Source organism: Candidatus Culexarchaeum yellowstonense (genome assembly GCF_024707025.1).
GTDB lineage: Archaea > Thermoproteota > Methanomethylicia > Culexarchaeales > Culexarchaeaceae > Culexarchaeum.
The window spans coordinates 1-2,817 of sequence record NZ_JANGFQ010000190.1; the positions used below are offsets into that span (position 1 = coordinate 1).

Annotated in this window: 3 protein-coding genes; 2 read left to right on the top strand and 1 reads right to left on the bottom strand. The window is 38.7% G+C overall.

The annotated features are described in order from the left end of the window. A partial coding sequence (locus MRT15_RS10885) for an FAD-dependent oxidoreductase (RefSeq protein ID WP_304330209.1) occupies positions 1 to 908 on the top strand: 908 nt, incomplete at its 5' end. 5 nt (positions 909 to 913) lie between these two features. Here the strand turns inward: MRT15_RS10885 and MRT15_RS10890 are convergent. Then, a complete protein-coding gene (locus MRT15_RS10890) occupies positions 914 to 2,326 on the bottom strand; it encodes a hypothetical protein (RefSeq protein WP_304330210.1) in 1,413 nt (470 codons plus the stop codon). A gap of 102 nt (positions 2,327 to 2,428) precedes the next feature. On the opposite strand from MRT15_RS10890, the gene MRT15_RS10895 reads away from it, so the two are divergent. Next, positions 2,429 to 2,817 (top strand): aminotransferase class I/II-fold pyridoxal phosphate-dependent enzyme (locus MRT15_RS10895; RefSeq protein WP_304330211.1); only part of this gene is annotated, 389 nt, incomplete at its 3' end.

Genomic DNA, 2,817 nt, shown 5'->3' on the forward strand with positions numbered 1-2,817 from the left:
GTAGGGGTGGAGAGTATAGGGGGTATGCATTGATAATAGCCACTGGCAGAGAGAGGGGTGGAACCACAATTAAGGGGGAGGGCAATCTAATAGGTAGAGGGGTAAGCTACTGCGCCACATGCGACGGCCCACTATACAAGGGTAAAACAATAGCTCTAACTGGTAGAGGTGAAGAATTGTTAAATGAAATGGAGCTCCTATCCAATTATGCTGAAAAATTATATGTGATAACCGAAAATTTAGATGAAAAGATAATTGAGGAAGCTTCAAAGCACAATAATATCGAGTTGTTGAGGGGGAGGGTGGAAGAATTAAGTGACGTTGAGAATGGTATATCCATTAAGATTTTGAGGGATGGTGAAAGTTTTGAAATTAAATGTGCTGGAATTTTCATTGTTGGTAGAGATGAACCTAAAACTGAGATATATAGGGCTGCTGGAATAAAATTGAATGATCAAGGATATATAGCTGTGAACTTGAATCAAGAAACCAATGTTAGAGGTGTATATGCAGCTGGAGATGTGACTGGCAGGGGGATGCAAGTAGCTATTGCAAGTGGAGATGGATGCATGGCAGCTATATCAGCATCAAAATATGTTCAAGCATTAAAGAAGAGCATGGGTGAAGTCAAATTTGATGGGAAAATATTCTACATAGAATTGGAGGAGGGGGTTAGAGCCTATCATAGAATTGAAGAAACTGAGGATGAAATTAGAATGGTGAGCACTTATACACCTCCTGAGTATAGGGGTTTAGGATTGGCTTCAAAAATAGTTGATGTAGCAGTCAACTATGTTAAGGGTAGGGGTAAGAGGGTTATTGTTGAATGCAGTTATGTGAAGAGCTGGATGGAGAGGAATAAAGATAAGGTTGCAGGGCTAAATATTGAGTATAGGATTAAAGCTTAACCCAATCACTTTTTATCCTCCATAAACTTCTTGAAAGCCATATACTCTTGAATTATCTTTACAAAATTATCCCTCACAGGCTCATAAACCCTCTTATAAAATTCCTGTTGACTCTCCAAAGTCTCCTTAGAAAATCTCTTAACATAATCTACAGCCGCCTCCCAAGCTATGTTGAATGGCACCACTGAACTTATCTTACTTGCAATTTCCCTATCAAAGCTATCTGGAGTTTGAACAATATCCCCTATAATGTAGTATCCACTACTTGAAATTGGAACCTTCTCATCCCCCAGACTATCGAAACTATACTTCTCCTTCATAGCCCCCAAACCTTCAAGTCTCTTTTGCGAGAATCCATATTTAGGCTTATAGTACTTTGCCCAAGCATAGAATATGGCTCTATTTAGACCAAAAGATTTGGCTTTATCCATATCCCCCCTCAAAACATAGTATCTTGCAGCTTGAAGTAAAGCCATGGTTTGAAATCTACCAATATTCCCACTAATTGTGGGTATGCTTATCGCCATGGATAAAAGGCTCCTTGTGGGCTTTGAAGATTTAGATTTTAAACCCATCTTCGGAATATATCCACCAACCTCCCTGTAGGCTTCTAAAGCCAATCCATCAGCTTCACCATCAACATAAACTCTCCAATCTGTATTATGCTTAAATGATGAGGGGTTAGTCCAAGATATATCAAAGGAATCTATTTCATTAGGCTTAAAGCATACGGCAACCACATCATGCTCTCTATGGAGGGATAATGGAGCTGTGAAAACCCTCTGAATATCAATCTTATTCTCAACCTTAAACTCCCTATCAAGATTAGAGGCTTTTGAAACCACATCCCTAATCTTATCCCAACACTTATTTATGGTATACTCAACGATGGCGTAAGCGACATCAAGTGGATGAACTTTACTTAAAACATCCTTTGAAATTGAATTTTCATGTAAATGTATATGCAACCCTCTACCAGACCATTTCAAGTAAATTGATTTACATATCCCCTTACTTTCAAGGAAGCTAACAATAATCCTTGCCACATCCAACGTCAACTTAACATTACTAAGCGAACCATCAACATCCCATATGGGTGTACATCCAACAATATTATCCAAATCCTCCAAATCATCACGCTTATCGAGGGTGCTGTAAATGTTTATTGAACCATAGAAGCTTCTCACATTAATCCACACATGCCTCTCAAGGAATCGTTTAAATGAAGCTTCATCCTTAAAGGATAGTGGTGGACCATCCCTACTCCAGTATCTAAAGAATATGCGCTTATCACCAGAACTCTTAGCTTCAGCAGCAACCCAACGCATCCTACAATAATCCAGAATCTCACCTACAACTCTCCCATCCGAATAATACTTCAAAACATCCCTAGCCATCATACAATTAAATTTAGACATTAACCCACCATAAAAACATGATGCCATAGAAGTGCAAAGTAAAAACCTTTATAAACATTGAGCATTATAGAGGGCATTGAAATATACATATGGTGGTATAGGGTGAAGTATGAAAAACTATTCTCAAAAACATCCGGATACCTAAAACCATCAGAAATAAGAAGGCTACTAAAATGGGCTACACAAAAGGATATAATTAGCTTTGGAGGGGGAATTCCAGACCCAAAAAACATACCAAAAGAAGAACTTGCAGAAATTGCGAGAAGGATTATATTGGAGTATGGTGAGGAAGCACTCATATATGGCCCAACAAGGGGGAACAATGTATTACTAGAGGAAGTCATGAAGTTCATGAATAAAAATGGCATAAAAGTTAAGGGGGTAGAGGAACTAGTAATACTGACTGGAAGCCAGCAAGGATTGGATCTATGGGCTAGAATTCTACTCAACCCTGGAGACATAGTATTTGTTGAAGCCCCAACATATCTAGC